Source organism: Streptomyces sp. L-9-10 (genome assembly GCF_004151105.1).
Taxonomy (GTDB): Bacteria; Actinomycetota; Actinomycetes; order Streptomycetales; family Streptomycetaceae; genus Streptomyces.
In genome coordinates, this window is sequence record NZ_PHRF01000061.1 from 16,299 (window position 1) to 41,904 (window position 25,606).

A 25,606-nucleotide genomic window follows, 5' to 3' on the forward strand; every position below is an offset into this window, starting at 1 on the left:
GATTGTGCGGCGATGCACAAGGCCTTGCAGTGATCGATGGTAGGCAGTGGACGTGGTCTGGGCCACTGGTTCGACCAACGATTCGCGGGCGGATCGGGGCACGTGTGCCGGGCGAGCGGGTGGCCCGGGTCCCGGCACCCGGCTCAGTCCCGTGCCTGACGCTTTCCCGCCCTCGCGGCCACCGCCGACCGGAACGCCTCGAACCGGTCCGTATCGGGGTCCACGAACTCCAGAATGTCCAGCGCGGTCTCCGTGTCACCCGAGACGGCCTCGCGGTAGAGAAGCCAGATACCCTCGCGCGCCGCCTCGCAGCACTCCTCCTCCAGCTCCGGCTCGCCGGCCTCGCTCTCGCTGCGATGCGACTCACCGGTCACGAGCCGCCAGAGCGTGGTCAGGAGGTGGCCCCTGACGAAGGACGGCAGGTCCTCGGTGAGCGCCGCCAGGATCACGGGCACGGCGTGCGGGGCCACCTGGAACAGCATCGACTGCTCCTCCAGGTGTCCCGCGAGACCGTGGCCGACCGTCTCCTCGACGCTGCGGGCCTCAAGGAGCCGGGTGAAGGTCTCCGGGAGATGCGCTCCCGACTCCCGGCATCCGCAGCGCAGGCCGGCCCAGTCGTGGCGGGCCAGCTCGATCAGCGACGCCCTCATCCCGCCCCGCCGATCATCCAGGGTCCCTTGGGGTCGTAGAGCACCCCGGGGACGAAGTTGTCGGGCGGGTAGTTCCCCTGGCAGACGACACAGATCTCCTTCTCCTGGAGCACCTTGCCCAGTCCGTCGTCGATGTCCTCGCGCCGGACCGCCCGGGTGAAGATCACGTCGTCGGCCCCCCAGCCGGTCGCGTCGAGAATGTTGGGTTCCGCACAGCTTCCGTTCCCCGAGCAGCCTACTGCGATGTCGCCCGTCTGCCGGTGCACGGCGGCTGTGTACGTCCGTGACTTCGCCTTGCCCGTGGCGCCGCGCGCGGCCTCGTCCCGCAGTGCCGTCGCGTCGGAGATCCGCTCGTCCATGTCCCAGTTGCCCTGGGCCCGGTGGACGCTCACCGTGGGCTGGAACTTGCCCTTGAGGCCTCTGGTGCCCTTACCGGCCGCGCAGTTGTGGACCAGGGCTGTCGAGGGGCCCGCCGCCACATAGAAGGTGTGCGCCCTGTCGACGCTCAGGTTGTGGACCGTCGCCTGCTGCGTCCACGCCTGGACCGTCTCGACCTGGACCCAGCTGCCGTTGCCCGTCCTGAGCCACTGGCCCGGCTTCAGTTCGCCGGCCTTCTGCCACTTCTTGAGGTCCGGGATCCAGAAGGAATGGCCCTCCGTGGCCGTGATCGTGTCGGTGGCGTCGCCCTTGGCGCCGTCCGTGTCGACCGTGAGCTTGACCAGGTTCTTCAGGCCCTTGCCCTCGATCGTCTCGGTGACCTCCCGCGCGGAGGTCTTCCCGGTCGTCGGGTCCGTCGCCGTGACCTTGTCGCCGGCCTCCACGTCCTCGATCGGTTTTCTGGTGCCGTCGGCCATCACCACGTCCGTGCCGGGCAGGAAGCTGTTCCCGGTCAGGTCGGCGGCGAGTTGCAGACACGACACGGCCGAATCGACCCGCTCGGCCACGTCACCGATCTTGTCGGCCGCCTTCGCGATGTCGTCCGCGTACTTCACGGCCTTCATGCCCATCCGGCCGGCCTTCGCCGCCCGGACCGCGCCCGCGCCCACTCCTCCCAGGGCCAGGCCGCCCACCGTGGCGACGGCCCAGGCGCAGGCCTCCATGTCGCCCTTGGTGACGCAGTTCTTGATGTCGTTGAAGCCGGTGACCTCTCCGACGACATTGCCGACCGTCTTCACGCCCTCCCAGACCGCCGGGGCGATGTCGATCGCGTAGTCGATCGCCGTCGAGACGGACTCGACCACGATGCCGATCTGCTCCACCGCCGCGTCGCGGATGGCGTTCGTGACCTTGGCGACGTCCGCGATGACATCGCGGGTGGCCGAGACGATGATCGCCGGGAGGTTGGGGTTGGCCGTGACGATCGCGGTGGCCACCGCCATCAGGGGTTTCGCCGCGGCGACGATGTCCGGGATCGGATTGTGCTTGGCCACGTACGCGGCGACCGACTTGGCCTTGCGGGTGACGGCCTCCCGGGCCGCGCGGTACTGGCGTTGGGCCTCCGCCGCTTTCTGTCTGGCCCAGTCGGCCGTCGAGGAGGCCGCCGCGCTGATCTTGCTGCCGACCCATCTCGACACACTGACGACGGCGTTGACGACCGTCTTCAGGCCCGACTTCTCGTACACCCAGCTCGCGGCGCGGCCCAGGGCCTTCGTGGCGATCCTCAGCGCGGAGAGCGGATGGCGCACGGTGTAGACCACCCCGCTCCACACCGTCTTCGCGGTCTTGGCGACGAACTTGCCCGCCTTGCTGTTCTTGACCTTGTTCCAGGTCTTCTTGCACCAGCCGCAGCTTGGCCAGTTGCCGTCCGGGTCCGTGAAGTCCATCGGCGAACCGGCGCCGTACGTATAGCGGTTGGCGAGGATCGAGGCGCCCGACGCGTAGGTGTACGCGTCGCGCGAGTCGAAGGTGCCGGTGCCCGGGTCGTACCAGCGCGCGCCCATGTTGACCTGGTCGGTCTCCGGGTCGGTCCAGTCGCCCTGGAAGCCCGCGGCGCCCGCCTCCTCGGACGCGCCGGCGGTGCCGATCGTCGTGCCGAAGGGGTCGTACGCCGTCGAGGACGCCAGGGACGTCGACGCGCCGTCCGTCGCCGACATACCGCCGACCACGTCGCCGTGCTTGTCGCTGACGGACAGCTGCGCCTGGCCGCCCTCGGCGACCGAGAGCAGTTCGTCCGCGGCCCCGCGCCCGTAGGTCGCCGAGTTGTCCTTGACCGGGTCGGGGGCGAATCCGGCGTAGGTGAAGTCCACGCCGTTGCGGTCGGCCACGCGGTTCAGCGCGTCGTACGTGTACGCCGTCCCGGACTCGCCCGCCTTCGTCATCCGGTCGAAGGCGTCGAAGGCGAACTCCTCCGTCAGCCCCGAGCTGGTACGGGAGGCGAGGGTGCCGCGCGCGGTGTAGTCGTACGTGTAGTCCCCGTCGGTCAGCAGCCGGTTGCGTTCGTCGAACGTGGCGCTCTTGGCACCGTTCTTGACGCGGTTGCCGCTGTCGTCCCAGCCGTACTCGGTGGTCGCGCCGTCCGCCGTCCAGGACGTGAGCCGGCCCGCCTGGTCGTAGCCGTAGGTGTTCTTCCCGGCCTTGGCGGTGCCGGTGGTCGTCTTGCCGGTCAGCTGGTCGTTGGAGTCGTAGTCGTAGTCCGTGGACGCGATGGCCCCGCCGCCGCTGCTCTTGACCGTGTCGGTGTCGAGCCGGCCCAGGTTGTCGTAGGTGTACGCGCGCGACTGTCCGGCGCCGTAGTCGACCCGTTCGATCGCGCCCGCGCCGTCGTAGTCGTAGCTCTGCCGCACACCCGTCAGCGGGTCCTCGGCGGATGCCAGTTGCTGGCGCGCGTAGGTGAAGGACGCCGTTCCGGCCGCGTCGGTGCGGGCGGTCAGCAGGCCGTCGCCGTTGTACGTGTACGAGGCGTCGCCCGAGGGGCCCTCGGCCTTCAGGAGCAGACCCCGGTCGTTGTACTCGTATCCGTTGTCGCCCTTGGGGGACGACGCCGTGGTGAGCCGGCCGGCCGCGTCGTAGCCGTAGCGCTTCTCCGCCGTGGCGGCCTCGGCGCCCGCGCCGCTCTCCCGGATCAGGTTTCCGGCCTTGTCGTACTCCCGCTCGCGCGAGACCCCGCCCGGCGCGGTCACCTTCACCGCCTGGCCGGTCGCGTCGTACGCCGTCGTCCAGGTGCGGTCGGCGGGCGACGGGTCGCGCGCGGTCGACGGCTCGATGACGGACTCGGGCAGCCCGAGCGTGTTGACGGTGTAGACGGTGCTGTTGCCGCGTCCGTCGGTGTAGCGGGTGCGGTTGCCGAGCGCGTCGTAGCCGAAGGACGTGGTGATCGACGTGGTGTCCGAGACCGGTTCCTTCTGGCTGGTCAGCCGGTCCAGCGCGTCATAGGTGTAGATCGTGCTGCGGCCCCGCGCGTCGGTCGCGCTGGTGAGGTTGCCCGCCAGGTCGTAGCCGTAACCGACCTTGCGCAGCTCGCTGTTGGTGGCGTCCAGGTCGGCGTCGCTGACCAGCTGGCCGAGCCCGTCGTACAGCTTCGACGAGGTCCGTCCCTTGCCGTCCGTGCGGCGCACCTCGCGCCCGGCGATGTCGTACCCGAACTGGGTGGCCACGCCCGCCGCGTCCGTCATCCGGGTCAGCTGGCCGACCGCGTCGTAGACGAACTGCGTGCCGGCGCCGCTCGGCGCGGTCTGCCGCACCACATTGCCCGCGTCGTCGTACTCGTTGCGGGTGGTGAAGGAGCCCGGCTGCGGGGCGCGTTCGATCTGGGTGGAGGTGACCGGCCGGTCCATGTCGTCGTACGTCGTCTCGGCGCGCGCCCCGTTCGGGTCGGTGACCGAGAGCACCTCGCCGGTGCGGGTGTACGTGTACGACCAGCGGGCGCGGTCGTCGCCGGAGCCCGAACCGGTCGGCTCGTCCCTGACCGTCAGCCGGTTCTGCCGGTCGTACTCGTAGCGCGTCACCCGCCCCAGCGGGTCGGTCGACGCGGTCACATTGCCCAGCGCGTCATAGGAGTTGGTGACGGCCGGGGTGACGGGGGTGGTGGAGCCGGGCGCCGTGTAGCCGGGCGCGGTGGTGGTGACGAGCCGGCCGAGCCGGTCGTAGGTGGAGCGGTTGATCCGGCCGAGCGCGTCCACCGACTCGGTCGCCGCGCCGAATGTGTCGTAGCCGGTGTAGGTGATGGGGCGGGTGGCGACGGGCGCGCCGCCGCCGGACTCCGTCCGCACCTCCGGTGCCTTCGAGGACAGCGGCCGGCCCAGCTCGTCGTAGGTGAACTCGGTGGTACGGCCGCCCGGGTCGGTCCGGGAGATGGTCAGTCCGCGCTGGTCGTAGCCGTACTTCGTGGTGCGCGACTGGGTGCCGTTCTCGACGGTCTCCTCGATCGCGTTGCCCGCGTCGTCGTACTGGTAGCTGACGGTCTCGGGGTTGACGCTCACCGGCCACGGCACATTGGACGCGAGCCCCCCGGAGGCGGAGGTCTTCACATTGCCCGCGAGGTCGTAGGTCAGTGTGGTGCGGCGGGCCACCCCGCTCGGGTCGGTGACCGTCGACTTCGTACGGCCCACCGCGTCATAGGTGTACTGCGTGACGAGCTTGCCGTTGCCCGCCGTCTCGGTGAGCACATTGCCCGCGCCGTCGTAGGTGTTGGCCTCGATGACGAGGTCGCGCTTGGTGCCGTCGGGGTTGTGGAAGTCCTTGAGCGTGACGGACTTGACCAGGTCGTCGCCGAAGTACTCGTAGACGACGGTGCGCCCCATCGAGTCGGTGTTCCTGGCGACCCGGCCGCCCATGTCGTACGCGAACGACTCCAGGACGGTGTAGTCGTCGTCCCCGCCGTCGTCCTCCCAGTCGCGCAGCCGCGTCTCGGCCATCATGTTGCGCGCGGTGTAGAGGTAGTCGAAGTGGTTGCCGTTGGCGTCCACCATCGAGGTCTTGTTGCCGAAGACGTCGTAGGTGTACGAGGTCTCGCTGCCCTCGGCGTCGGTGACCGTCTCGGGGCGGCCCCGGTCGTCGAGGGCGAAGGTCATCACGCGTGTCGCGTCGCCGCCGAGCAGGTCGCTGACCTCGGTGCGCACCACATTGCCGTCGGCGTCATAGCTGGTCGCCGTCTTCTGCTGGTGCTTGCCGAGGGTGACGGCGTTGGTCGCGGCCGGGTCGGTGACGGTGGCGACCCGGGAGAGCTTGTCGTAGGTGAAGGTCGTGGTGACCCCGGCCGGCTGGGCGTCCGAGACGGTCGTCTCGGTGCGCTTGCGGCCCAGCGCGTCATAGGTGTACTTGGTGATCTGGCCGGACGGTTCGGTCAGCTGGGCCAGGTCACCGCTCTTGAAGTACCGGTAGCGGGTGAGCTTGCCGAGCGGGTCGGTGGTGGTCAGCGGGAGTCCGGTGGGCGTGTTGCCGCCGTCGACCGCCGGTTCCGCGCCGGTGGTGTACGCATGGCGCACGACCCCGCCGTCGGGCGCCGTCTGGAGGAGCAGCGCCCCCTTGTCGTTGTACTGGTACTGCGTGCGGAAGCGGTTGTCGGTGGCGCTGGTGGAGCGGCCGTCACGGGTCTCGGAGGGCTGGTCCGCCCGCAGGTCGAAGTCGCCGGTCGGCACCGGATAGGTGGTGTACGCGGTCTGGCAGTCGTCCTTGGCCCGGCAGGTCGTACGGCGGACCACATTGCCGCGGTCGTCGTAGCCCAGCGCGACGGTGTCACCGTTCTCGCTGGTGATCGCGGTCTGGAAGCCCTTGTCGTCATAGCCGAACGTGCGGATGGCCACGCCGTCCACGGGGTGCCGGATGAAGTCGGGCTCGCTGCCGCCGTCCCCCGGCGGATTGGTGCAGAAGGCCGGGTCGCCCGGGTCGGGCTTGGTGCAGATCTCGGCCGGCGGCTCCGGCGGCTGCGAGGACGAGGGCGTGGCGGGTTCGCGGGCGCCGAGCGCCATCGGCTCGCCGTAGCGCAGCATCCGCGAGGTCAGACCGTCGTACTCGTAGAAGTAGGGGGCGTCCATGGGGTCATGGACCTCGACGGTGCGCCGCAGGTCCTTGTCGTTGCCGAAGACCGCGGGCGCGCCGATCTTCCACGTACCGCCGTTGCGGTCGGTGTACTCCTCGACCCGGTCGCGGGAGGTGTCGTACTGCACCTCGGTGGCGGTGCGGCCCGACGGCAGTGTCGTGGACGTGAGCAGATCGGCGGCCCGGCCGCCCTCGCGGTAGTGGCTCGCGACGGCCGCGGCGCCCAGCGGACGGTGGTAGACCGCGACATCGTCGATGGTGCCCGCGAAGGACTTGGCGGCGGCGGGGCCCCAGCTGGGCCAGGACGCCGGGGTGACCGTACGGGCGGCGCCGATCTGGTTGTACGTCAGGTCGTTCTGGCTGAGCTGGGCGCCGGTGAGGGTGCCGGAGAGCTTGCCGTCCAGGTACAGGTTCTGGGTGGAGCCGGAGACGGAGAGCACCGCGTGGTGCCACTTGCCGTCGTTGACGTTCTTGGTGATGTCGGTGATGGGCGCGGCGGTGCCGGTCCAGAACTGGCCGCGCAGTTTGCCGTCCGTACCGACGTAGAGCAGCGGCGCTCCGGTGGTCGGGGCCGTGCCCCAGGCCTTGTTCTGGTAGCCGACGAGCGGACCGCCGAGCCCCGACGCGATGGTCTTGAACCAGACCTCGACCGCCGCGTCACGGCTCTTCTTGAGCGTGCCGGAGGGCAGGTCGACCCGGGAGGTGGTGCCGTTGAAGGTGGCGGCGGTGCCGGGGTCGCCGGTGATCCCGCCGGCCGCGCCGAGCGCCACATCGGTGTAGGTGCCGCGGTCCTTGCCGAGGTTGACCTCGACGGCGCTGTTCGCGGCGGCGCCCTCCGCCTCGCCGAGCCGCCAGTAGGACTCGGGGCGGGAGTCGAGGACGCTGGTGCGGTAGTGGCTGCCCGCGCCGTAGCCGTACCGGGTACAGCCGGCCGCCGGGTCGCACACCGAGTCCAGCCGGTCGCCGGTGTAGGTGTAACTCCAGCTCAGCGCGGCGCCGTCGACGGCGTTGGTGGCCACCTTGGTGACATGCGCGCCGGTCCAGGTGAAGGTGAGGGAGCGGCCGGTACGGGCGTTGACCGCCGTCGAGAGCTTCCCGCCGGAGTAGGTGTAGGTGACGGCCGTGGAGAACGGGTCGGTGACCTTCACCAGCAGGCCGGAGGAGCTGAAGTCGTAGACCGTGCCCGACTTGTCCTGGAGCCGGTACGTACTGGTCGCGGCGTCCGCCGTCAGCTTGGCGAACCGGCCGGGCGGCGGGGCGAACGTACCGTCCGCGTTCTTCCCGAAGCGGACGTCCTGGCCGTCCGGGTAGCGGATGACCACATTGCCCGTGCCGTCGTCGTCGGGGGTCAGCCGCATGTCGTACCGCGTCGACCAGCCCGCGCCGAAGGCGGCGTCACGCCGCGGGTCCAGGCTGTTGTACGTCCGTACGAGCGTCAGGTCAGGGCCCACCCCGGCCACGGACGCGTCGATGGCGGCCGTGGTGAAGTTGCCGACGTTCGGGTCGAACTCCTTGCCCTGGGCCTCGGCGAGACGCGAGGTGATCTCGGGCTGCGGGACGGCCGCGACCAGCGCGACCTGCGTGGTCGGCACCTCGTTCGACGCGTCCTTGACGAAGCCGCGCCACAGATACGTCGTGCCCCACTTCAGCCGCCCGGCGGGCACCGGATAGGCGGAGCCCGGCTGGTACGCGGAGGTGGTGCAGGCGGTCGGCTTGCCCTCCTTGTCCGCCTCACAGATCTCGAACTTGTACTGGAGCGCCAGGCCGGGCGGCGCGTCGATGTCGACGCCTGCCGCCCACAGCTGCGGGGTGAGGGTCTGCGCCTGGTAGCCGTTGGGCGGGAACTGCTCCTTGACCACCGGCGCGATGTCGAAGACCTGGAGGACGAGCCGGCCCGGCGGCACCTGCTCGTCGGTGAAGACCTTGCCGCCCGTGCGGACCATCGTGAAGTCGAGCATGTAGGTGCCCGGCGGCAGCGCCTTGATGGTCGCGTCGAAGGTGATGCGCCCGCCGTGCGCCACCGACCCCGCGACATCGGCCGCGCGCTGCTGGGTGACGAGCTTGCCCTTGGAGTCGTACGCCCGGTAGGCGAGGTAGTAGCCGCCCGTGGTCCAGGTCTCCGCGCCCTTGTTGGTGACGGTGACCTTGACCTTGCCCGCCTGGTTCTGGAGGACCGGCGGGTCGGGCACCGGCTTGGGGAAGGAGTAGGACGCGTTGTACGGGGAGTGCGTGACGAACAGCTTCGGCGGGTTGTCCGTGGTGTCGCCGGTGAACTTCTTGAACCCGAGCGGGTCGGACGCCGAAGCGCGCAGCGAGAGCCCGTAGTTGGGCTGGCTGCCGTCCACCCAGCGCTGCACCAGATCACGGCCGCCCTTGCCGAGGTCGAACAGCTCACCGGCGGTGGGGCAGCCGGACTTCGACGAGCCGACGGCGATATACCCGTACGCGAAGGACTTGGACGCCAGCGAGCCGCCGACCGAGGGACCGGGGTACGAGCCGCCGGTCGCGGTCGTCCAGGACTGGGTCACCGGATGGACGGAGACGGAACGGGGCTTGCAGGAGGGCGCGTCGTAGTTCACGACCTGGAGCTGCGCGCCGAAGATCTTGTGGTTCCTCAGCTCCGTGTCGAGGCCGGGGAAGCCGAGGTAGGAGGCGGTGGAGCCGGCCGTGCCCTTGCCGACGTGCAGTTCGTTCGACCCCGCGACCGGTCCGTTCTCCGTGACGTACATGGAGCGGGAGGCGGTGGTGGTGTCGACGGACGGGTCGAGCCGGACGGGGAAGGCGCGGGCCGGATCGGCGAGCCAGTCGCGGTCGGCGCTGATCCGGAGGGCCTGGCCGCCGTCCCGCGCGATCAGTTCGTAGCGGACGGCGTGGGAGACGGCGCCGTCGGCGTCCTCCATGAAGCCGGCCGGGATGACGGCTTTCGTACGCCCCCGGTCGTCGACGAGGACGACGGAGCCCTCGCCGCCGAGCCGCGCGGTGCCGGGCTTCGCGGTGAGGCCGGTGAGCGTGAGCGGGAAGTCGAAGCTGGTGGGGGCGTCGGTGGAGCGCAGGACGAGCGTCTCCTTGACGCCGCCCGCCCGCGAGTCCAGCCACAGATCGGTCTCGGGCAGGACCTCGCGGTAGCTGACGCGGCTGTCCGCCGCGCCGCCTTCCGCGGTCTCCCCCGCGCTGCCCTTCGCGCCGGCCGCACCGTCCAGCCCGTACGCGAAGGACTCACCGGAGGGGAAGGTCACGGCCGCGAGCCGCGCCGCGTCCGCCCGGCCGGCGAGCCGTACGCCCACGGAGCCCGCCGCGCCCCTCCAGCCGCCGTCCGACGCGACCAGCGCGGGATCGACCGGCTGCCAGGCGCCCGCGCTGTCGCGGAAGTGCATGGGGGTGGTGGAGAGTTCGGTGGTCTCGGTGCCGTCGGCGTTCGCGTACGTACGGCTGTGCGCGTCGCGCTCGGAGACGATCTCCTCGCTGGTCGCGCGGTCGAAGCCGGTGACGGCGGCGGGCGAGGGCGGCGTGGCGACGGAAGCGGTGTTGCGCCCCTCGGCCGGCTTCGCCGACGACGGCGCGCGCAGCGGGTACTTGGCGCGCAGCGACTGCCCGGTGGTGCGGTTGGTCCCGTCGACGGCCAGATGGTCCCGGCCCTCGGCGCTGCCCCAGCGCTGTCCCGGGCCCTTCGCGCCGGGCAGCGGCTCGGGGAACAGCGGGAACCCCACACCGGCCACCGCCAGGGTGCCGACGGCGACGAAGCCGATCGCGGCGAGCGCGATCAACTTGACCCATCCAGTGCGGCACAGACGGGCCATCAGAAATGTCCGTACATGCCTTCGGTATGCCGGCACGGTCCCCCCACCGATCCGAAACGAAACGATCAACCAGATCATGAGGAGGATGTGATGGACATGTCGAGACCCGCACGCAGGGTTCACCTGTTGGCCGCTTTCGCCGACACGTTGTTCACCCAACCGCTACCGCACCGTTCACCCAGAGACGCTTAGCGTCCAGCGCATGACTCTCAATTCGCCCCGAAGAACCGGGCGTTGGACGGCACTCGCCACGGCCGCGGTGGCCGCACTGCCCCTGCTGGGGGCCCTTCCCGGCACCGCGCACGCGGCCGTGCCGCTCACCTGCAACACCAGTGGACCGACGTACGCGATCGACACGGCCGGCAAGCTGCTGCGCCAGGACATGCCGGGGCCGGGCGTCGGCAACGCCCTGCCCGCCGCCACCACCATCGACACGGGATGGTCCGGCTACGGCAGGATGCTGGCCGGGCCCGCCGGCGCGTTCTACGGGATCAAGGCGGACGGGCTGTACTACAGCCACCGCATCAGCACGACGGCCACCTGGGACGTGCACCACAAGAAGATCAGCACCGGCTTCGCCGAGTTCCGCACGGGCACCAGGACCGACGACATCACCATGGACCGGGGCGGCAACCTCTGGACGTTCCAGCCCTCCAGCGGCGGGCTGCGCTGGTGGCGCTACGACGCGGCGGCCGACGACTTCGTGGACGACGGCGGCAAGATCGTCGACATGGGCTGGGACCGCTACGACGCGATCTACGCCGGTGACAGGGGCGTGCTGTTCGGCCGCGCCGCCTCCGACGGCAAGCTCTACCGGTCGCGTTACGACTACACCAGCCAGCGCTGGCTGGAGCGCCATGTCCTGGTGTCCGCCGCGGACTGGAGCGACACCAAGTTCATGAGCTCGTACGGCGGGGACACGCTGCTCCGGGTCAAGGGCAACGGCGAGGTCCGCTACTACCGCTACGACGAGACGCTGGGCAACTTCCCCGTCTACAACAAGCTGGTGGAGAGCAGCGGCTGGGCGGCGTACACCTCGGTGTCCACGACCCCGGACTCCTGCCGCCTCGACTCCAACCACACGCCGCCGGCACCGGTCGTGGCGCAGGAGCCGTACAGCCGCGGCTCCGCGATGCGCTCGCCGTCGGGCGCGCTGGAGTACGCGTACACGGACAGCATCGGCCGGCTGGTGTACGGCAGGCAGTCCGACCCGTCGGACTTCAACGGCGTCAAGTGGACGACGATCTCGGGCAACGAGGCCTTCACCGGGCAGCCGTCCCTCGCCTCGCATGCCGACGGTCGCGTCGTGGTGAGCGCGCACAACACCTCGGGCAGCGTCTGGCAGCGCAACCAGACCGCCGTCTCGTCCGAGGACTGGGGCAACTGGATCAACCTCGGCGGGGCGATGGCGCAGCACGTCGTCACCGGAAAGACCCCGACCGGGCTGCTGGTCCAGTTCGCCTCGGACGCCGACGGCAAGCCCTGGTACCGCATCCAGCAGCGCGCCGACGTGGACTTCATGGGCTGGATGCCGCTCGGGGGCAGCGGCTTCGAGGGGCCCTTCACCGCGGTCACCGTCCGCGACGGGATCCAGCTCTTCGGGCGCAACACCTCCGGCGTGCTGAGCACGGCGCTGTTCAAGGAGGCCGGCACGCTGTCCGCGTGGACCGCGCTCGGCGCGCAGGGCGTGACCGGCACCCCGGCGGTCGTCGTCTACCCGGGCTACCGCCTGCGGGTCTTCGCCACGGACGGCAACGGTACGGTCGTCACGACCAGCCAGTCCGCCGAGGGCGGCGCCTACGGCGCGTGGTCCACGATCGACGGGGTCACCGCGAAGGGCTCGCCCAGCGCCGTGATCAGCCCGGTCAACGGGATCACCGAGGTGCTGGTGCTCGGCACGGACGGCACGATCCACAACACCGGCGAGACGCTCCAGGGCACAGGGGTCTGGCGGCCCTGGCAGCAGCCGAGCGACGAGCAGGCGGCCACCGAGCCGACCGCGTTCGAGTACACCGACGCGTCGGGTCCGACCTGGGCCTACATGTTCCGTACGGCGACCCACCAGACCCGGCTGTACCAGCTGAACCCGGGCTTCGCGCGGATGGCGCGGAGTGCCGCTCCGGACGCGGCCGGCTCCCCGGCCGCCGCGCCGGTCTTCACCGGCCTGAGCCTGCCGGCCCCGCCACCGGCGAAGTGACGGCGGGGGCGTCGGCCGCGGTCACGTGGCCGGCGCCCCCCGCGGGGTCGGTGCCCTGGACGGAGTCGCTTGCCTGGACGGGATCGCCGCCCTTCACGGGATCGCCGCCCTTGACGGGGTCGCTGCCCTTCACGGGATCGCCGCCCTTGACGGGGTCAGGGCGGAGCATGATCGCGCGGGAGACCACGAACGTGATCGGGATGGCCCCGGCCGCCGCGATCAGCGGCGCGTACCGGCTGCCGAAGTGCAGGACGTCCACCAGCACATAGACCCCGACGGTGGTGATCACGAAGTTCGCCGCGTTGGTGAGCGGGAAGAGCAGGAACTTCCGCCAGGTGGGACGGGTCCGGTAGGTGAACCAGCTGTTCAGGAAGAACGAGCCGATCATGCTCAGCACGGACGCGACGACATGTGCGGCGACATACGGCAGCCGGGTCAGCAACAGCAGGTAGAAGGCGTAGTACGTCCCCGTGTTCGCGGCTCCCACCAGCGCGAATCTGACCATCTGGATCCGGACCGTCATGTGCGTGCGCGCTCCCCCTGGTTACGGCTCCGGCGGAGGCCGCTCCACTCCAGGAGAACAGAATCCGGCGGGAATGTCGCGGAAGGACATCCCGTACGACCTGCGGGCAACCGTTCGGTGAACGGGGGGAATTGATGGCTGATTTACCGTTTCGTACCGGCATATCCGATCTTTATCGCGTCGCCGAAACCCCGTCGCGACGGGACCACGGCGTCCGGCACCGGGGCCGCCACGACCGTGCTGGTCACCGTCGCTTTCGTCGCCGCCGCGCGCCATCGCGCCATGCGCGCGTCGCTCCCGCGACACCAACACTTCATTGACTGAGCACTGAGGCGTGGCCCGCCATGCCCTTGCCGGAGCGTAGTTTCCGCGCATGTCTTCTCTTTTGAGCAACAAGCTGGCGAAGCGAATCCTGCGGCCGGCCGCCGGCATGGTCGACCGGCGCATCAAGCACTCGCCCCTGCGCAAGGATCTTGACGCCCTCAAGAGCGAGGTCGCGGACCTGCGGGCTCAGCAGTACGCGTTCGGCCTGCTGTTCGACCGGACGGGGCGCAGCGGCCACCGCGTGCCCACGCCCGCCCAGATCGACACCCTCGTACGGCAGATAGCCGAGGTGACGGGAGAGGACGGCGGCTACGCCCGGCGCAACGTGACCGTCGCGTACCGCAATGTGATCGCGCTGGAGGCGCTGGCCGTGGGCCGGCTGGCCGGCTCCACCTCCAACGTGTGCGGCAAGCTCGCCACCGTCCCGCTGCTCGCCCCGCCGAACGGCGACGTCCTGGAGATCGGCACGCTGTACGGCCTGTTCTCGGCCACGATGACGCGCATGCTGCACCGTGCCGGTACGGAGGCGCGGCTGACGATCGTCGACCCGCTGGTGGGCAGCCAGCTCCAGCCCGGCGCGAAGCAGTCCGCCGAGCCGACGGGTACGCCGGTGCGGCTGGACGTCGTACGCGCCAACCTCGCGCTGGGCGGCAGGGCCGGCGAGGAGGCCCGCATACAGCAGGGCTTCTCCGGGGACCCCGAGGTGCGGGCCGCGGTCTCCGACCGTGAGTACGGCGTGATCGTGGTGGACGGCGACCACTCCGCGGAAGGCGTGCGGGCCGACCTGGAGTGGGTCGAGGAGATCGTGGCACCCGGCGGGATCGTCGTTCTCGACGACTACGGCGACGGCCACTGGCCGGGCGTCCAGGAGGCCACGGACAAGCACCTGGCGAGCGGCTCGTCGCGGCTGGAGATGCTGGGCCGCGTCTCGACGTCGGCGTTCCTGCGGGCGCGACCGGCCTAGGGGCTCTCGTTCGGATTGCGCTCACCCGGTTCCGCAGCCCGGCCGAAGCCGGGCGGCGGGGTGGGTCACCGGTTGCCGTCGGGCACCAGCGAACCGTCGGAGGTGGTGGGCAGGGCCTGGCGGCGCTGCTCCTGGAATGTGGAGAACGTGGTCCCGTTGAGGTCCGCGTGGACCTTCCCGGCGATGTTCTCGATCACCGCGACGCTGGCGGGCATGTCCGTGTTGTCGGCGGTCAGGACGGCGAGACCGTAGTCATGCCCCTGCCCGGTGAACGCGCCGACGCTGTGCACACGCCAGCCGCCGCTGCTGCGCTGAAGCCAGCCGTTCTTGACGTGTACCGTCGCCTCGCTCGGCGCGCCCGTGGGGACGCCCCAGCGCTGAGAGGGGATCACCTGGTTCATGAGGTCCAGCGCGTAGGCACGGCGGTCGTCGTCGAGCACGGGGTTCGCCGAGGTGAGCAGCTCCATCAGCCTGAGCTGGTCGGCGGCGTTGATCTGCGTCAGCCCCCAGAAGCCGTCCGGATCGGGAGTCGTCCGCTCCATGCCCGCGAGGCGCAGGAAGTCCGAGATACGGGCGAGACCGAGCTGCTTCCACAGCGTGGTCGTCGCGTCGTTGTCGGACGCCGTGATCATTTTGGTGGTGAGCGTGCGCTCGTCCGAGGTCAGGTCCCGGTTCTCGTCCTGGGCCTGGCGCAGGAGCGCGCCCAGAACGATGACCTTGACGACGCTCGCCGAGTCGTACCGCTGGTCCGCGTTGAACGCGCACGTGGTGCCCGTGGTGCGGTCGTACAGAGCGACGGAGACCCGTCCCTTGAGGGTGGCGTCGTCCACCACGGCCTGGATGTCCTCGCTGAGCCGGCTCGCGAGGCCGGCCTTGTCGGACGTGCAGGAGACCTCGGACCGGGGCTCCTCCGCACCGGTGGCGGGTGTCGCGCTCGCCGGGAAGGCCGTGGCCATGATCGCGGCGACGGTACCGGCGAGGACGGACACTGTCGCGGTGCGCCGCAGGCGACGGGGGAGGATCGATATGTGGGAAGACAAGCGTGTTCCTTACGGGGTGTGCGGAGGGGAGCCGGGCCGGCAGCGCCGACGTGTCCTCGTGCGGCTCGTCAACTCCCCGCCTCCGGAAGATGTTTCTTCCTGTTTCTCGTGTCACAAGAACTGATGATCGACGCGGCCGGGTGGTTCCCCGCTCGGGCCGAACGGTCCTGTTCCGTCCGTCAGCGGCAGGAGTCGGCGGCAGGGGTCAGCGGCAGGGTCAGCCGCCGCACTGCTGGAGCATCGCCCGCTTGTCCGCCGTGGTCACCGGCATCTCGTACTTGAGCGCGACCTGACCGAACCGGACCGCGTACGCGCACCGCACCGCCTTGTCCGGCGGAAGCCAGGACGCCGGACCGGAGTCACGCTTGGCCGAGTTGGCGCGGCCCTCCACCGGCAGCAGATTCAGCACGTCGTTCGCCAGCTGCCTGCGCTTCTTCTCGGACCAGCGGGAGGCACCGAGCTGCCAGCTGTAGGACAGCGGGACCACATGGTCTATCTGCACCTCGCTCGCCCGCTCCTTGCGCCACTCGACGGTCTTGCCGGTGTAGGGGTCGTGCAGCGTCATGGACGCGACCACGCAGTCGGAACCCGCACGGAAGCGCAGCTCCCGGCCGTCGCGCTGGAGGAGGTCGTTCCGGGTGTCGCAGCCGTTGCGCGCCAGCGGCACCCCGTCCGCCGTGTCCATCCAGGCGTAGCCGAACTCGTCCCGGTCATAACCGGTCCTGGGCCCCCGCCCGGCGGTGCGCACCTGCTCGATCAGCCGGCGCGCGGTCTTCCGGTCGGCCTCGGAACCGATCGCCGCGAGCCCCGGCTTCGTCCCGTCGGGATTCCCGAGCGGCCCGGCGCCGTATCCGCCACCACCGCTGCCGCCGCCCCCGCTCGACGCCGATGCCGATGCCGACGCGTCGGGATCCGCGCCCAGCTCCCCCGAACACCCCGTCAGTACCACCACGGACACGACGGGGAGGACAAGAGCCCTTCCCCTACGACACGTTCGCGCTATGTGTTCCCCAAGACTGCTCACCGCCGAACTCTAGTACTCGGCCCCTGGAGCTAGGCGATCACACGTTCGGCGAACCACCGCAGGGTGTCCCTCGCCGCCTCGATGTCGAGGCGCTCGGTGCCGAGCAGGAGGTTCAGATGGAGCCCGTCGATCAGCGCGAGAGCGCGGGCGGCGTGCGTGCCGACCTCGTCGGGCACCACGTGTCCCTGGCCGGCGAGCGTTCCGAGCCACCGCTGGAGCACCTGCGCGGACGAGTGGTGCCCGCTCTCCAGCAGGTCGCGTACCGCTGGGAGGGGCTCCGGGCCCAGGGCGAGCCGGTACAGCTCGAACCAGCCGCCCAGTACAGCCTCCCGATGCTCCGGCGGAGGAAGGAACTGCAGGAGGCATTCGTACAGCCGCTGGACCGGCTCGCGCGTGTCGTCCGCGATGGCCAGGTCGTCGAGAGACCCGCCGACGACCGCGCCCGCGACGGCCTGGTGCAGCTCGGCCTGGGTCGGGAAGTAGTGGCGCAACGTCGTCGGCCCGATGCCCGCCGCGTTCGCGACGGCCCGCACGCTCAGGGCGCCGATGCCCTCGGCCCTCGCCAGGTGCACGGCCGCTTCGATGATCTCTTCCCGTCTGGACATACGCGCATGGTAGTACACCGTACCAGGTACGCTGTACCGGTACAGTATGCTGGTACAGCGTACTAACGAGTGGAGAGACATCGTGCCCGAGAATCGCCTGAGCACCGCCCCCGCAGCCGCACTCCCCGACGCACCACCGGCGCACGCCGAGAAGCGGCCCGGATGGCCCGAGATCGCCGTCGCGGCGGTGACGTACGCCGCGCTCGTCGCCGCGGGTATCGCCGTGATCGTCTCCATATCCGACGAGCACGCCGTCGCGCGCGGGATCGTGAGCTACGCGGTGTCCGCGCTGGCCGGCCTCGGCGCGTTCGGGATCGCCTTCCTCCTCCGCGTCCGGGACCTGGCGGCGTTCGGACTGCGACGAGTGGCCGGGAAGTGGCTCCTGCTCGGCGCCGGACTCGGGGCCGGCGCATTCCTTCTGAACCTCGTGGTGGCGATCGCCTACGTCCAGATCTCCGGCGACACCAGCAACCCGCAGGGTGATTACCGTGCCGCCGCGAGCGGAGGAGCGCTCTCGTTCGTCCTCACGATCCTCTTCGGCGCGATCGCCACCCCGATCGGGGAAGAGCTCGCCTTCCGCGGAGTACTGGCCAACGCTCTCGGGCGCTACGGCCCCTGGGCCGGCGTCATCGGCAGCTCCGCGATCTTCGCCCTCGCGCACGGCGTGAACATCATCCTGCCCATCGCCTTCGTGGTCGGTGCCACCTCCGCGCTCCTGCTCCGCAGGACCGGATCGGTATGGCCGGGCGTCTGCGTCCACGCCGTCAACAACGGAATGAGCGTGCTCGCGCCCGCGCTCCTGGCACTCTCCGTCACCTGAAGCCGCTCAGTCGGTGGCCTTGGGGTGTCCCGGCCCCGCCGCCCCGGCAGGCCTAAGAGCCCAGGATCGTCGTCAGGAACTCGCCTGTCCACGCCAGCAGTTCGCGGCCCACGACCGGCTTGCCGCCGATCTTCCCGCTCGTCGGGCGCGGTACCAGGATCTGGTGCGCCGGCGCCTTGATGACCGTACGGGGATAGAGCCGCTTCAGGCGCAGCTCCTGCGACTCCCGCAACTCCACTGGCGCGAAGCGGATGTTCGCGCCCTGGAGCACGATCTCGCCGACCCCGCACGCCCGCGCCAGCATCCGCAGCCCCGCCACCAGCAGCAGGTTCTCCACCGGCTCGGGGAGCTTGCCGTAGCGGTCGGTGAGCTCCTCGCGGACCGCCGCGATGTCCTCCTCCGTATTGGCGGAGGCGATCGACCGGTACGCCTGCAGCCGCAGCCGCTCTCCCGGCGCGTACTCGTGCGGGACATGCGCGTCGACCGGCAGCTCGATCTTGACCTCCAGCGGCGGCGCCTCCTCCACCCCGCCCTCGATGGACGCGCGGTAGTCGGCGACCGCCTCGCCCACCATCCGTACGTACAGATCGAAGCCGACGCCCGCGATATGCCCGGACTGCTCGCCGCCGAGCAGATTGCCCGCGCCGCGGATCTCCAGGTCCTTCATCGCCACATACATGCCCGCGCCCATCTCCGTGTGCTGGGCGATCGTCGCGAGGCGCTCGTGGGCGGTCTCGGTCAGCGGCTTCTCCGGCGGGTACAGGAAGTACGCGTAGCCGCGGTCCCGGCCGCGCCCCACCCGGCCCCGCAGCTGGTGCAGCTGCGAGAGGCCGAAGTTGTCGCCGCGCTCCACGATCAGGGTGTTGGCGTTGGAGATGTCGATCCCGGACTCGACGATCGTCGTGGAGACCAGCACATCGAATCGCTTCTCCCAGAAGTCGACCACGACCTGCTCCAGCGCGCTCTCGCCCATCTGGCCGTGCGCCGTCGCAATCCGCGCCTCGGGGACGATCTCGCGCAGCCGCGCCGCCGCCCGGTCGATCGACTCCACGCGGTTGTGGATGTAGAAGACCTGGCCCTCGCGCAGCAGTTCACGCCGGACGGCCGCGCCGATCTGCTTCTGCTCGTACGGGCCGACGAAGGTCAGCACCGGATGGCGCTCCTCCGGCGGTGTGGTGATCGTCGACATCTCGCGGATGCCGGTGACGGCCATTTCGAGCGTACGGGGGATGGGCGTCGCGGACATGGTGAGGACGTCGACGTTGGCGCGCAGCTTCTTCAGCTGCTCCTTGTGCTCCACACCGAACCGCTGCTCCTCGTCCACGATGACCAGCCCCAGGTCCTTGAACCTGGTCTCGGACGAGAAGAGCCGGTGCGTGCCGATGACGATGTCGACCGCGCCCTCCTTGAGGCCCTGGAGCGTCGCCTTCGCCTCCGCGTCCGACTGGAAGCGGGAGAGGGCCTTCACGGCGACCGGGAACTGCGCGTACCGCTCCGAGAACGTGCCGAAGTGCTGCTGCACCAGCAGCGTCGTCGGGACGAGGACCGCGACCTGCTTGCCGTCCTGGACCGCCTTGAAGGCCGCCCGTACGGCGATCTCCGTCTTGCCGTAGCCGACGTCGCCGCAGATCAGCCGGTCCATCGGGACCGTCTTCTCCATGTCCTCCTTGACCTCGGCGATGGTGGAGAGCTGGTCGGGCGTCTCCACGTACGGGAAGGCGTCCTCAAGCTCCCGCTGCCAGGGGGTGTCGGGTCCGAAGGCATGGCCGGGGGCCGCCATCCGCGCCGAGTAGAGCTTGATCAGGTCGGCGGCGATCTCCTTGACCGCCTTCTTGGCGCGCGCCTTGGTCTTCGTCCAGTCCGCGCCGCCGAGGCGGTGCAGCGTCGGGGCCTCGCCGCCGACGTATTTGGTGACCTGCTCCAGCTGGTCGGTGGGGATGTAGAGGCGGTCGCCGGGCTGGCCGCGCTTGGCCGGGGCGTACTCGACGAGCAGATACTCCCGGGTCGCGCCCTGCACCGTGCGCTGCACCATCTCGACGTACCGGCCGACGCCGTGCTGTTCGTGGACGATGTAGTCGCCCGTCTCCAGCGTGAGCGGATCGATGGTCTTGCGGCGCTTGGCCGGCATCCGCGCGCCGTCCTTGCCCGCCGCCTTCTGGCCGGAGAGGTCGGTCTCGGTGAGCACGGCGAGCTTGAGGTCCGGGTCGATGAAGCCGTAGTCGATCGAGCCGCAGGCGACATGGACGACGGACGGGGTGATCTCCTCAAGACCGCGGGCGGTGCGGGCGCCGGGGGTGTCGAGCCGGGCCGGGATGCCCTCGCCGCCGAGGACCTCGACCGTACGGGCCGCCGTGCCGTGCCCCTCCGTGACGAAGACCGTGCGCCAGCCGTCCGCCAGCCAGCCCTTGGTGTCGGCGAGCGCGCGTGCGGTGTCGCCGCGGTACGTCTCCGGGGCGCGCATCCCCAGCGTGATGGCCTCGCCCGACGCGTCCTCCAGCTCCTCGTCCACGGCGAACGGGGAGACCGACCACCACATCATGCCCAGCTCACGGGCGTGCTCCCGGATGTCCGCGATGCCCCACAGCGAGGCCGCGCCGACATCGATCGGGGCCTCGCCGCCGTCGGCGCTCGCCGCCCACGAGGCCTGGAGGAACTCCTGGCTCGTCGCCACCAGGTCCGCGGCCCGGGTCCGTACCCGCTCCGGGTCGCAGACCAGCGCCATCGAACCGGCCGGCAGGACGTCCAGCAGCAGTTCCATGTCATCGACGAGGACCGGGGCCAGGGACTCCATGCCCTCGACCGCGATCCCCTCCGCGATCTTGCCGAGCAGCTCGCCCAGCTCCGGGTGGAGCTCGGCGAGCGCGGCGGCCCGCTCCCGCACCTGCGGGGTGAGCAGCAGCTCCCGGCAGGGCGGCGCCCACAGTCCGTGTTCGGCCACCTCCAGGGAGCGCTGGTCGGCCACCTTGAAGTAACGGATCTCCTCGACGTCGTCCCCCCAGAACTCCACCCGCAGGGGGTGCTCCTCGGTGGGCGGGAAGACGTCCAGGATGCCGCCGCGCACGGCGAACTCGCCGCGCTTCTCGACCAGCTCGACCCGCGCGTACGCGGCGGCGGCCAGCGCCTCCGTGATCGCGTTCAGATCGGCGCTCTGGCCGCTGCGCAGCGCCACCGGCTCCAGCTCGCCGAGCCCCTTGACCTGCGGCTGGAGCACGGAGCGTACGGGCGAGACCACCACACTGACCGGGCCGGCCGTGGGGTCGTCCTTCGCCGGGTGCGCGAGCCGGCGCAGTACGGCGAGCCTGCGGCCCACGGTGTCGGAACGCGGCGAGAGCCGCTCGTGCGGCAGGGTCTCCCACGACGGGTACTCGACGACGGTGTCCGGGTCCAGCAGCGAGCGCAGGGCCGCCGCCAGATCCTCGGCCTCCCGCCCCGTCGCGGTCACGGCCAGCACCGGCCGCCCGGCCTCACGCGCCAGCGCGGCCACCGCGAAGGGCCGCGCCGCGGCCGGTCCGACGAGGTCGAGGTACGGGCGGTGACCATCGGTGGCGGCCTTCACCGCTTCGGCGAGCGCCGGGTCACGTACGACGGCGTCCAGCAGACCGTGCAGGCTCATGAAGGGGGGTTCCATCCAGGTCCGAGATCGAGCGGGGGCTGACAGATCGAGTGGGGCTGATCGAGCGGGGCTGACAGTGCGGGCAACGCAAGTGACCCGACACGTCTCACGGGCCGGGGGTTCTCCAGCGTACGACGCCGGTGTGACACCCGGGACCGGAAGCCGACCGGAGCGGGGGCCGGTGACGGGAAGTGACAGGAAGTGATGGCAACCCGGAATGATCCAACCCGATCGGTCATTGAAGGAAGCACGGGACGCGGGCCGCGACCGGCGCGACGTCCGATGCCGGATTCCGATGATGGGATGGATGAGCATGCCTCTTGAGGGTGAGTACGAGCCCAGCTCGATGCAGATGGCACGCGAGCAGGTCGAGGTGTACGAGAGCTCGGGCGGTACGGAGGGGACGACGCTGAACGGCCTGCCCGTCATCGTCCTCACCACCCGGGGCTCGAAGAGCGGCAAGATCCGCAAGAGCCCGCTGATGCGGGTGGAGCACGAGGGCGTCTACTCGGCGGTCGCCTCCATGGGCGGCGCCCCCAAGCACCCGGTCTGGTACCACAACATCACGGCCGACCCCCGGGTGGAGCTCCAGGACGGCCCCGAGCGTCAGGACATGATCGCCCGCGAGGTCACCGGCGAGGAGAAGACCGCGTGGTGGAACCGCGCGGTCGAGGCGTTCCCGCCGTACGCCGAGTACCAGACGAAGACGGACCGCGAGATCCCCGTCTTCATCCTGGAGCCCTCCCCGACCCCCCACTGACGAGCTGCCCCGCCTGTGCCCCGGGACGCCTACCGCCCCGGGGCACCGGGGTGTCCCGGCCCCCACGAATGAGCGATCCGAGAGGAAACGATACTGTCGCACGCGCGTCGGCGATATCATTTCAGTCTCATGCGTGGAGGGAAGAAGGAGAGGCCATGTCTCGCACCGTTATCGATCTCGACGACGAGATCGTCGAGGAAGCCATGCGGCTGTACGACACCAAGACCAAAGCGGCAGCCGTACGCGCCGCCATGGAGGATGCCGTGAAACGGCGTCTGCGTCAGGAGTTCGCCGATGCCGTGAAGTCCGGGGAACTCGACTTCAGCGAGATCATCGAGAACACCGGCCCGGCCGGCTCTCGCCCCCGGGACCGGAAGACCGCTGCGTGAGCGTCTTCCTCGCGGACAAGTCGGCCCTGGCCCGATGGGGACAGCCCGCGGTGAGTGAGGTGCTGGACGACCTGAACGACCGCGGCCTCCTGACGACCTGCGCGGTCGTCGAGTACGAGATGGTCTACAGCGCGCGCACCAAACAGGACGCGTCCCGCATCCGCCTCAGCCTCCGCGGATTCGACTACTCGCCCTGCAACGACGAGGAGCACGAGCGTGCCCTGTGGCTCCAGCGCGAGGCCCTGCGCCGGGGCTTCCATCGGGCGCTCTCGCTCTCCGACGTGCTGATCGCCGCTGTGGCGGAACGGCGCGGCCTGACAGTGCTGCACTATGACGGCGACTTCGACATGATCCGTGAGATCACCGGGCAGACCATGCGCTGGGTGGTGGATCCCGGGACGGCGGACCGGTAGGCGCCCCTGTCAAGCGGCCCGGTCACGGACGTCCCCGTCAACGCCCGACGGCGTGAGCCACACCAGGCGAGGCGAACAGTCCTTCGCCCGGCCGAAGTACCGCAAGACGTTTTCGGCGGCGGCGAGGCTCCACCGCCGGCGCCCCTCCACCGCGACGGCTTCGGCGGCGCCGTCCGCGTACGCGAGGCCCCAGGCGACGACGAAGGCATCGGCTTCCTCCGCGCCTGGACGGAACTCCACCACGACCGCGAAGAGGCGTGGCGCCGTGTCACGTACGAGTTCGTAGACCTCCCGGGCGAAGTCGAGCGGCTCCGGGGCAGGGCTCTGCGGCGATACGGGCATCATGGTTTTCCCCTGTCTGTAGGGGGGGTGACGCCAGCCCGGCTGATGCCGTTGGGCATGGCGAGTAAGGCGCCGTGAGGCGCGGCCAGTTGAAGTGGCGTGCTTCACACCCCAACCACGACGCTATGATTCAATCCTCCGGCCACGGTGCGGCAGCGGCGCCTCGGCGCCGAGCTGCGCAGGCTCCGCCAGCAGGCGGACCTGAGCACGGCGCAGGCAGGTGTTCTCGACGGCTCCTCCCAACCACGCATCAGCAGCATCGAGTCGGGACGCTACGCAGTGGGCGCGGACCGAGTCCGGGCCCTGGCGCGGGGCTACAGCTGTACGGATGAGGCGTACATCAACGCGCTGACGGAGATGACCGGGGGACGGACGCGCGGCTGGTGGGACGAGTACCGCGACATGCTGCCGCCGGACACAATCGACCTAGCGGAGCTGGAGCACCACGCGACGTCGATGTACGCCTCGTCGGTGGTCCATCTGCCGGGGCTGCTCCAGACCAGAGCACATGCCCACGCGGTCATTCGCGACGTGGTGCCCTCCTTGGACACGGTCCAACTCGACACCGATCATGGGGCCGCGTTCCTCGATACCCAACCGCATCTGGCGAAGTACCGGACGGTTCTGGACCGTATGGAGAGTTGTAGCCTCGAACCATCGAAGTCCCGAGATCTGATTCACCGGGTCGCGGCAGAGTTGTGAGAAGAGGAACGCGCATGTCTGCCCTCCACTGGCAGAAGTCAACGTTCAGCGGCGAGGCGAACGGGTGTGTCTACCTCGCCGCAGCCGACGACGGCTCCATCAAGATCCAGGAGAGCGACGAGCCCGACGTCATCGTCACCACCACCCCCGAAAAGCTCCGCGCCTTCATACTCGGCGTCAAAGCAGGCGAGTTCGACCACTTCGCCGCCGACCCCGGCCCCGGCATCGACGCCTGAACGTGATGCGGACCGCCGAAGAGTTACGCAAGGGCGGGTTCGAGGTCGACGAGGAACAAAGGAAGCGCGTTGCCCGCACACCACAACATCGACCACGAACGTGAACTCTGGGACACGTACGCCCAGTCCCGGAGCGTCACGGAGAAAGTACTCGACTCCGAGCCCGTCTTCGGCTGGACACAGTACGCCGGTCACGGGCCGGGGCCCGAACTGCTGGGCTCCCCCGGGACAGCTCTGGAGATCGGGTGCGGGGCGGGGAGGGCCCTGGCCCATCTCGCTCAGCGAGGCGTCAAGACGACTGGCGTCGACCTCTCCCCGGTCATGGTCGAGCGGATCACCGAGCGCTGGGGTCCGGGAGGTTCCCGGTTCGTCTGTGCTGAGGTGACGGAACACCTGCGAAACGATACGGAGACGTACGACGCCGTCTATTCCATCTTCGGCGCCGCCTGGTTCACGGACCCGGAGGAATTGCTTCCGCTGATCGCCCGTCGGCTCAACCCCGGTGGGGTCCTGGTCTTCTCCCACCCTCCGGCCATCCCCGGCACGTCCGGCGCGCAGGGCATGTACAAGGGGGGCTTCGCGGGCAAGGCGATGTACACCTACCGCTACAGCTACACGCCCGCCGCGTGGAAAGCGCTCTTGCTCACTGCCGGGTTCGCCGAAGTGGACGCACAGGTACTCGACGCGCCGGCTCCCGGCCACATCGGGACCCTGATCGTCCGTGCCGCCGTCGCTCGGCTCCCGTAAGCGGAGAGCAAACGTCCAGAACTCGCGGGGAACGCGCAAACCGGCCGGAGCTGGGCGCTCCGGCCGGTGCGGGGCCGCTTGCGGAGAGATACCGGACGGCGTCAAACCCTCCGCCTCAGGGGCCGGTTCAGTTGAGGACGGTCACGTCCGTGCGGATACGGAGCGGGGTGTCCCAGGCGATGTTGATCTTGGCCGTCACGATTCCGGAGCCGGGGGCGATCCCCGTCACCGTGATGGGGGCGGCTCCGATGAAGCGGACGCCGTTGGCGTCGACCTCGGAGGCGGTGACGATGACCGTCGAGTTCGGGTTGATGACGTTCCAGGTGACGGGGAAGTTGACCCAGCCCCTGTACGCGCCCCAGACGACCCAGCCTCGCCACAGGTCGGCGACATTGCCGCCGGCCACCGCGAGCCCGTCCGTCCTGGCCGCCACCTCTGCGTTGGTTTCCGGTGCGTTGGTTGTGGACACAGCGGTCCCCTCTCT

General features: G+C 70.2%; 17 protein-coding genes and 1 pseudogene. 9 read left to right on the plus strand and 9 right to left on the minus strand.

Annotated features, from left to right (window positions below; genetic code table 11):
* Nucleotides 1-143 precede the first annotated feature (143 nt).
* Both CU044_RS16505 and CU044_RS16510 read right to left on the minus strand, forming a co-directional pair.
* The gene (locus CU044_RS16505; RefSeq protein ID WP_129769352.1) at nucleotides 144-650 is read right to left on the minus strand and encodes a hypothetical protein; all 507 of its coding nucleotides are present in this window, start codon (nucleotides 648-650) and stop codon (nucleotides 144-146) included.
* Entirely contained in the window at nucleotides 647-10,423 is a 9,777-nt protein-coding gene (locus tag CU044_RS16510; protein WP_129769353.1) for a LamG-like jellyroll fold domain-containing protein, read from the minus strand. The genes CU044_RS16505 and CU044_RS16510 overlap by 4 nt, the downstream gene beginning before the upstream one ends.
* A 202-nt stretch (nucleotides 10,424-10,625) precedes the next feature.
* Between CU044_RS16510 and CU044_RS16515 the strand changes: the two genes are divergently transcribed.
* Entirely contained in the window at nucleotides 10,626-12,620 is a 1,995-nt protein-coding gene (locus CU044_RS16515; protein ID WP_129769354.1) for a tachylectin-related carbohydrate-binding protein, read from the plus strand.
* A gap of 151 nt (nucleotides 12,621-12,771) precedes the next feature.
* Here CU044_RS16515 and CU044_RS16520 read toward each other — a convergent pair.
* A pseudogene (locus CU044_RS16520) lies at nucleotides 12,772-13,143 on the minus strand (GtrA family protein); the annotation flags it as partial.
* Nucleotides 13,144-13,516: 373 nt separating this feature from the next.
* Here CU044_RS16520 and CU044_RS16525 point away from each other — a divergent pair.
* Nucleotides 13,517-14,431 carry a class I SAM-dependent methyltransferase gene (locus CU044_RS16525; RefSeq protein WP_129769356.1) on the plus strand — a complete coding sequence of 305 codons (915 nt, stop codon included), beginning with the start codon at nucleotides 13,517-13,519 and terminating at the stop codon, nucleotides 14,429-14,431.
* Between the two features lie 65 nt (nucleotides 14,432-14,496).
* Here the strand turns inward: CU044_RS16525 and CU044_RS16530 are convergent, their stop codons facing one another.
* The 3 genes from CU044_RS16530 to CU044_RS16540 all read right to left on the minus strand — a co-directional run bounded on the left by CU044_RS16530 (nucleotide 14,497) and on the right by CU044_RS16540 (nucleotide 17,100).
* Entirely contained in the window at nucleotides 14,497-15,387 is an 891-nt protein-coding gene (locus CU044_RS16530) for a serine hydrolase (RefSeq protein ID WP_129769373.1), read from the minus strand.
* 301 nt (nucleotides 15,388-15,688) lie between these two features.
* Nucleotides 15,689-16,429 carry an HNH endonuclease family protein gene (locus CU044_RS16535; RefSeq protein WP_129769357.1) on the minus strand — a complete coding sequence of 247 codons (741 nt, stop codon included), beginning with the start codon at nucleotides 16,427-16,429 and terminating at the stop codon, nucleotides 15,689-15,691.
* 95 nt (nucleotides 16,430-16,524) lie between these two features.
* Nucleotides 16,525-17,100, minus strand: a complete 576-nt coding sequence (locus CU044_RS16540) for a TetR/AcrR family transcriptional regulator (protein ID WP_165371915.1) — start codon at nucleotides 17,098-17,100, stop codon at nucleotides 16,525-16,527.
* A gap of 82 nt (nucleotides 17,101-17,182) precedes the next feature.
* On the opposite strand from CU044_RS16540, the gene CU044_RS16545 reads away from it, so the two are divergent.
* Nucleotides 17,183-17,920: a type II CAAX endopeptidase family protein gene (locus CU044_RS16545; RefSeq protein ID WP_205124080.1), complete on the plus strand. Its 738-nt coding sequence runs from the start codon at nucleotides 17,183-17,185 to the stop codon at nucleotides 17,918-17,920.
* 52 nt (nucleotides 17,921-17,972) lie between these two features.
* On the opposite strand, the gene mfd is transcribed toward CU044_RS16545, so the two are convergent.
* The gene (gene mfd / locus CU044_RS16550) at nucleotides 17,973-21,533 is read right to left on the minus strand and encodes a transcription-repair coupling factor (RefSeq protein ID WP_129769360.1); all 3,561 of its coding nucleotides are present in this window, start codon (nucleotides 21,531-21,533) and stop codon (nucleotides 17,973-17,975) included.
* Between the two features lie 313 nt (nucleotides 21,534-21,846).
* On the opposite strand from mfd, the gene CU044_RS16555 reads away from it, so the two are divergent.
* The 3 genes from CU044_RS16555 (at nucleotide 21,847) to CU044_RS16565 (ending at nucleotide 23,095) form a co-directional block, all read left to right on the plus strand.
* Nucleotides 21,847-22,293: a nitroreductase family deazaflavin-dependent oxidoreductase gene (locus CU044_RS16555; RefSeq protein ID WP_129769374.1), complete on the plus strand. Its 447-nt coding sequence runs from the start codon at nucleotides 21,847-21,849 to the stop codon at nucleotides 22,291-22,293.
* Between the two features lie 155 nt (nucleotides 22,294-22,448).
* Nucleotides 22,449-22,682 carry a type II toxin-antitoxin system VapB family antitoxin gene (locus CU044_RS16560; protein WP_129769361.1) on the plus strand — a complete coding sequence of 78 codons (234 nt, stop codon included), beginning with the start codon at nucleotides 22,449-22,451 and terminating at the stop codon, nucleotides 22,680-22,682.
* Nucleotides 22,679-23,095, plus strand: coding sequence for a PIN domain nuclease (locus CU044_RS16565; RefSeq protein WP_129769362.1), 417 nt, complete (start codon nucleotides 22,679-22,681; stop codon nucleotides 23,093-23,095). Before CU044_RS16560 ends, CU044_RS16565 begins: the two co-directional genes overlap by 4 nt.
* 9 nt (nucleotides 23,096-23,104) lie before the next feature.
* On the opposite strand, the gene CU044_RS16570 is transcribed toward CU044_RS16565, so the two are convergent.
* Complete coding sequence (locus tag CU044_RS16570; RefSeq protein WP_129769363.1) at nucleotides 23,105-23,440, minus strand: hypothetical protein; 336 nt, start codon at nucleotides 23,438-23,440, stop codon at nucleotides 23,105-23,107.
* 144 nt (nucleotides 23,441-23,584) lie between these two features.
* Between CU044_RS16570 and CU044_RS16575 the strand changes: the two genes are divergently transcribed.
* From CU044_RS16575 to CU044_RS16585, 3 genes are all read left to right on the plus strand, one after another.
* Nucleotides 23,585-24,139, plus strand: a complete 555-nt coding sequence (locus CU044_RS16575) for a helix-turn-helix transcriptional regulator (protein ID WP_129769364.1) — start codon at nucleotides 23,585-23,587, stop codon at nucleotides 24,137-24,139.
* A 14-nt stretch (nucleotides 24,140-24,153) separates the two neighbouring features.
* Nucleotides 24,154-24,375, plus strand: a complete 222-nt coding sequence (locus CU044_RS16580; protein WP_129769365.1) for a DUF397 domain-containing protein — start codon at nucleotides 24,154-24,156, stop codon at nucleotides 24,373-24,375.
* A 69-nt stretch (nucleotides 24,376-24,444) separates the two neighbouring features.
* Nucleotides 24,445-25,122, plus strand: coding sequence for a class I SAM-dependent methyltransferase (locus CU044_RS16585; protein WP_129769366.1), 678 nt, complete (start codon nucleotides 24,445-24,447; stop codon nucleotides 25,120-25,122).
* A 127-nt stretch (nucleotides 25,123-25,249) separates the two neighbouring features.
* Here the strand turns inward: CU044_RS16585 and CU044_RS16590 are convergent, their stop codons facing one another.
* Complete coding sequence (locus CU044_RS16590; protein ID WP_129769367.1) at nucleotides 25,250-25,591, minus strand: hypothetical protein; 342 nt, start codon at nucleotides 25,589-25,591, stop codon at nucleotides 25,250-25,252.
* Nucleotides 25,592-25,606 lie beyond the last annotated feature (15 nt).